This is a genomic window from Komagataeibacter ossonobensis, assembly GCF_057359305.1.
On record NZ_JBXAYQ010000078.1, the window covers coordinates 1 to 5,925 of the forward strand.

6 protein-coding genes are annotated in these 5,925 nt (G+C 59.3%); 1 reads left to right on the forward strand and 5 read right to left on the reverse strand.

The genetic code is table 11. The annotated features are described in order from the left end of the window. Window positions 1–734 precede the first annotated feature (734 nt). The 5 genes from arsH to AC1RQ9_RS18280 all read right to left on the reverse strand — a co-directional run bounded on the left by arsH (window position 735) and on the right by AC1RQ9_RS18280 (window position 5,267). Window positions 735–1,433, reverse strand: a complete 699-nt coding sequence (gene arsH / locus AC1RQ9_RS18260; RefSeq protein ID WP_010516666.1) for an arsenical resistance protein ArsH — start codon at window positions 1,431–1,433, stop codon at window positions 735–737. A gap of 25 nt (window positions 1,434–1,458) precedes the next feature. Next, window positions 1,459–2,754 (reverse strand): arsenic transporter, encoded by a 1,296-nt coding sequence (locus AC1RQ9_RS18265; protein WP_159264410.1) that lies wholly within the window; start codon window positions 2,752–2,754, stop codon window positions 1,459–1,461. Continuing rightward, window positions 2,754–3,176: an arsenate reductase (glutaredoxin) gene (gene arsC, locus AC1RQ9_RS18270; RefSeq protein WP_010516670.1), complete on the reverse strand. Its 423-nt coding sequence runs from the start codon at window positions 3,174–3,176 to the stop codon at window positions 2,754–2,756. Before arsC ends, AC1RQ9_RS18265 begins: the two co-directional genes overlap by 1 nt. Continuing rightward, window positions 3,173–3,526: an ArsR/SmtB family transcription factor gene (locus AC1RQ9_RS18275; protein WP_010516672.1), complete on the reverse strand. Its 354-nt coding sequence runs from the start codon at window positions 3,524–3,526 to the stop codon at window positions 3,173–3,175. The genes arsC and AC1RQ9_RS18275 overlap by 4 nt, the downstream gene beginning before the upstream one ends. A gap of 289 nt (window positions 3,527–3,815) precedes the next feature. Beyond that, on the reverse strand, window positions 3,816–5,267 hold the full coding sequence (locus AC1RQ9_RS18280) for a multicopper oxidase family protein (RefSeq protein ID WP_010516674.1): 1,452 nt from the start codon (window positions 5,265–5,267) through the stop codon (window positions 3,816–3,818). Between the two features lie 368 nt (window positions 5,268–5,635). Here AC1RQ9_RS18280 and AC1RQ9_RS18285 point away from each other — a divergent pair. After that, the coding region (locus AC1RQ9_RS18285) for an ATP-binding cassette domain-containing protein (RefSeq protein WP_176644258.1) at window positions 5,636–5,925 on the forward strand (290 nt) is incomplete at its 3' end.

The window sequence follows — 5,925 nt, forward strand, 5'->3', positions numbered from 1 at the left end:
GGCGGGGTAGCGTGCACCGACCAGGTCACAGGCCTCCTTATAGTTCCAGAATGAATTGGCGTTGAAGCGCGGGAAGATCATCAGAACCTTGCAGGTGTCGGCCATCATGCAAGGTTCCATTGTTTCAAGGGCTGGCTATGATCAAAACAGCTGCCTTCCCACCCATTTCGAGAGGCGGTAGCTTCAGGCAGGATGCAACTCAACGGTAAGGGTGACATGGGGTGAACCCCTTTCGTAGTGGGATCGGTCAGGTGGGCTGGTACAATATCTGTGACCACCACTATTGCTTTTGTCCAGGTTATCTCGGACGACCGTGGCTAACGGCACGAGCAGACTATGATGCTCAGGCATGTCAAAGCAGTACAAGAAGATAGCTATATGCGAAATCGGGGCACGGTGTTTGTTTTCATATCCGTAGGGCGTTGACCACAGGAACCCTGACGGTTTCTTGTGGATTGCGACGAATTTTACTGTTTATGGAGATTCTCAATTGGAAATATTCCATAACGCCATGTTTGCGACAAAGTATTTCTTCTTGTTTTTACAAGAGCTTTGATAGAGCGACAAGATGGCCGCACGAAGATTGGGATTTATTAATCCAGATCACGGAATCAGGGATCCGGTAACCCTTAAGCGTTGCTGCTTTGGCGTCGGCTGAAGCGCACGGGCTCACTACCTCGCGGCATGACCGTCATCCGTAATCACCATATTGAACGGTTCTGTCCTCTCCCGGCTCACAGCTTTTCAGGCAGGCGGTGTGATGATCTGCGCTCGCTGTAGCGATCGACAAGGTAGTTGGCCCGGTCCCGCAGCAGCCAGGTGAACTTCATCAGTTCCTCCATGACGTCCACCATGCGGTCATAGAGGGGAGACGGTTTCATTCGGTCGTCGTCACCGAACTGGGTGTAGGCCATCGGCACGCTGGACTGGTTAGGGATGGTGAACATCCGCATCCATCGGCCCAGCACCCGCAGGGCGTTGACGGAATTGAAGCTCTGTGACCCGCCGGAGACCTGCATGACAGCCAGCGTGCGGCCCTGTGTGGGTCGGATCGAACCTTCCGTGAGGGGAAGCCAGTCGATCTGGTTCTTGAACACAGCGGTGATGGTGCCATGCTGTTCAGGGCTGCACCAGACCTGGCCTTCCGACCAGATCGAGAGTTCCCGCAGTTCCTGAACCTTTGGATGCGTGACGGGTACGGAATCCGCGACCGGCAGGCCAGTCGGGTCGAATACCCGTGTCTCGGCCCCCAGTACGTTCAGGATGCGTTCGGCCTCCAGCACCAGCAGGCGGCTGAAGGACCGAGGACGCAGCGAGCCATACAGCAGCAGGATGCGTGGCGGGTGGTCAACCCGTGGTTGCGGTTCCAATCGTGCGAGATCGACCTGTTCGAGATACTCCGGGTGCAGGGCGGGCATTTCCGGCTTGGACATCGTTCCGTCAGATCCTTCGGTCTTGTCAGGGATGGCTGGTCAGGGGCAGCCACAAGGCCAGTGCGGCAAGTGTGACCAGCAGGACGGGTGGCGTGATCACCAGACCCACCGTCATGTATTGCCCCCAAGTGATCCGATGGTTTTTGGATGCCAGCACATGCAGCCACAGCAGGGTGGCGAGACTGCCGATCGGCGTGAATTTCGGCCCGAGGTCACAGCCAATGACGTTGGCATAAACCATCAGGTCGCGGGTCAGAGGCGCGATGTCATGGGCCTGCTGGATCGCCAGCGCGCCGACCAGAACGCTGGGCATGTTGTTCATAACCGACGACAGGACCGCCGCCAGAAAGCCGGTGCCAAGCGTGGCGATGAACGGACCCTGATGGCCAAGCCAGACCAGTGCCGCCGCAAGGTGATCGGTCAGTCCGGCATTACGCAGCCCGTAGACCACCAGATACATCCCCAGCGAGAAGAACACGATCTGCCACGGCGCGCCCCGCAGCACGCGGCTGACGGGAATGACCTTTCCATATCCGGCGACTGCCAGCAGGATAATGGCAGCCAGGCAAGCCACGATACAGACCGGAATATGAAATGGCGCGGTCAGGAAATAAGCCGCCAGCACCAGGGCCAGCAGCGGAAAAGCCGCGCGGAACACATGCCGGTCACGAATGACAATGGCGGGTGCTGGCAGTTCGGTGACGGGATAGGTCTGGGGCACCTGCCGCCGGTAGTAGAGCCACAGCACGGCAAGTGTCGCGCCAAGGGCGGCCAGATCGACGGGGACCATGATCGCGGCGTAGCGGTCAAAGGGAATGCCAAAGAAATTGGCGCTGACGATGTTCACCAGATTGGAAATCACCAGCGGCAGGCTGGTGGTATCCGCGACAAAGCCGGTCGCGATTATGAAGGCCAGCGCCGCGCCATGGTTCAGGCGGAGTTGTGTGAGGATGGCAATGACGATGGGCGTGAGCAGCAGGGCTGCGCCGTCATTGGCGAAAACCGCGGCTATGGCCGCTCCCAGCAGCACGATCAGGGGAAACAACGTCCGGCCTCGCCCTTTGCCCCAGCGCACGACATGCAGGGCCGCCCAGTGGAAGAACCCGGCCTCATCCAGAAGCAGCGAGATGATGATCAGCGCGACAAAGGTGAAGGTGGCGTCCCAGACGATGTGCCAGACGACAGGGATATCGTGCCAGTGGATCACACCCGTCGCCAGCGCTACGGCGGCACCGGTCATAGCGCTCCAGCCGATACCGAGACCCCGAGGCTGCCAGATGACGAAGACCAGCGTTGCAATAAAAATGGCTAGGGCCAGCATCAGACAATCCGCTTTCCGGGCACATCCACGATTGTCTCACCGTCCTCCTTGGCAAGTGCGCCGCGCCGCGGAGTGGGAAGAATATCGAATACCCTCTCGGATGGACGGCAAAGCGCAATACCTAGCGGGGTAACCACGATGGGTCGGTTGATCAGGATCGGATGCGCGATCATGGCGTCGATCAGCGCGTCATCCGTCAGGGCCGGATTATCAAGACCGAGTTCATCATAGGGCGTGTCCTTGCGCCGCAGCAGATCGCGGACCGGCCCCCCCATATGGGCGATCAGCTCGACCAGTTCCGCGCGGTTAGGTGGCGTTTTCAGATACTCGATGATGCGGGGTTCCGCATGGCTGTTGCGGATCAGTGCGAGCACATTGCGCGACGTGCCGCAAGCCGGGTTATGGTAAATTGTGGTGGTCATGGGCAAGGTTCCCCAGACGGACAGCAGGAACCCAGATTCGCGACCAGAGGCGCGCAGAGTTCAGGGCTGCCTGCACAGCAATCCCTGACGAGAAAGAGCATCAGGTCCTGTAGCCGGTCCAGACTGGCACGATAGACAATCAGGCGGCTCTGGCGTTGTGAGGTCAGCAGCCCGGCACGGGTCAGGATCGCGAGGTGAGTCGAGATCGTGTTCTGCGGGACATCGAGGCAGCGTGCGACATCTCCAGCGGGCAGGCCATCCGGTTCATGGCGAACCAGCAGGCGGAAGATATCCAGCCGCGTGGACTGTGACAGGGCGCTGAGCGCGGCCAAGGCTGATTCCGTATCCATATATCCTTGATCGTGGATATATAAAATAATGTCAATCCTTGCCGTGGCACGCGGTTTCGCGCGTTCACACCAAAGCCATGAGGGCCTGTATTCCTCATCCTGCTTGTGGCGGTGGCAACCGGACTGATCGCGGGCGTGACGGTCGCACCTGCCCTCGTGGTGCCGCCTGCACCGGTCGGTCCGGTAGCGTCCGGTTAACCAGCGGCGCCCTATCCGGCAGCACCGGCCTATTCGCCACCCTATTGAATGAGCCGTTGATCGCGGGCATCGGAGGTCGTGTCAGTTACCATCATGCATAATCGAAAAGCGTCATGAACCCGAAATCCATGTGGAGTTGCTGGTGGCAGTGAAAGAGAGTCGGTCCTGGGTTGTCGGCAACAAAATCGCATTCGAGTTCCTGGAAGCTGCCCAGCATCACAACGTCCTTGATCACGCCCCGGGTTGCCCTGCTGCCAATCCCGGTCAGTTCGAAGCTGTGGCGATGCAGGTGAAGCGGATGGATGTCATCGCTGGCATTGCGGACCCTCAACCGATAGCGTCGTCCCTGCCGCAGGATATGGTGCGGCTGCCTTGTCTGCATCGAGAAGGCTTTTCCATTGAGGGTCCACTGGTTGAAGCCGTTCAGGGCCGCGTTGTGCTTGACGATCGTCATCCCGATCGTCTCATCAGGTGTGATGGAGGGGAGGGAACGGCCAAAGCGCGCATAATCCCAGCGCGCGGGCCGGGGTGCGATCCACCATGGCCTGCCCGTCTGCCCGGCATACGCGACGACAACGCCCATCCCGCGCCGGCGATCATCATCTGCCAGGTCTCCCATTACCCAGACACCCGGGTGATCCATCCGCACCATGGCTGAGATACGTTCCGCCGTGCCTAGCCACAGCACTGGAACCTCGGCCTGCGTGGGGACCGGATTGCCATCAAGGGCCATGACCCTGAAGGTGTGGCCCGGCAATGCAAGGCTACGGATTTCACCGGCGCTGCCGTTCAGGATGTGAAACAGTACATGCTCGCCCTGTTTCACTCGGATGGGTTCGCCATGGCCCAGCATCTTTCCGTTGATCGCGAATGACCTGTAGCCGACCTCCAACCCCTTCGTCTTTTGCGTGGCGGTCGCGTCGGCGGCCTTTCCCATCTGCTGGAGGTCGTCAACCGGTTCACCCGCAAGCGCATCCCCCGCCATGTCGCCCCCACGACTGAAGAATGGCTCGAATTCCTTCAGAACAAGGAATATCTCGCGGTCATAGGCACCGGGATTATCCTTTGGTTCGATATAGAGTGGCCCGACCTGCCCGGTATAGGTGCCACGATTGAGATCGCCCCCGGCCATGACATGTGTATGGTAGAAGCGAAAACCCGATGGTCGTGGCAGGAAGCTGATCCGCCGCATGCCATGCGGTGGTATGAACGGCGTGCCTTCCTCCGCCGCCCCATCCACCACGCTCGGGATCATCTGGCCATGCCAGTGTACCAGTTCCGGCGTGTCGGTATCATTGAAGATATCGACCATACTGCGCCGGCCTTCCTCAAACCGCAGTAGGGGGCCGGGAAACTGGTCATTATAGAGCGTGGTTGAAATTATGCGGTCAGGGGCAAGTTCAACCCGTCCCGTGGCGATCCGCAGCGTATGGTCTGCTTTTTCACCCATGACGGGGCTGCTGCGTTGGGCCCCATGCGGGATCATGGCCGTCAGTGTCGTTGACCCGGCCAGCGTCAGAAAGGAACGGCGATCGAGCATCATGATACTGTCCAGTCATGAGGAAACAGGTAGGTTTCCGAACGCCCGCAGCCATTGGCCGGTTCCGCGGAAAAGACAATACCCGCGCCGTGTGGTGCGTCGCCCCGTTTCCATGACGTGGCTGAAGGGACGGGCTGACACGCGTTCATCCGGGGCAAGCAGTCACGCTGGCTAAGCCTGTCCATAACCGGGCATGGATCGCTGCCAGATCACGCATTTCATTGCAACGGTGGTACCACGCCCAGGATCGCCGGGAGATACCATATTTCCATATATCGAAAAACGAAGATATATGGAAAATTATGGATCTGACTGGTGAAGTGACCGATGTTTTCACGCGAACGGGCAGGACCGACCGTTCAGGAGGACGAATGATTGCCGCGACATATGCTGCCGGGACATTGGCTCTCGAGGTGCAGGGATTGTGCTGCGCCTATGGTGGCCCGTTCACATTCTCCGTCTTGACGGGTCAGTGCGTGGCGATCACCGGCCCATCGGGCAGCGGGAAAACAGTGATGCTCCGCATGATCGCGGATCTTGACCCGCATGAAGGCGAGGTACGTATTAATGGACAGCCCTGCTTAGACATGCCAGCGGAGCGGTGGCGGCGTCTGGTGCAATATGTCCCGGCGGAACCTGCATGGTGGTCCGATATCGTTCT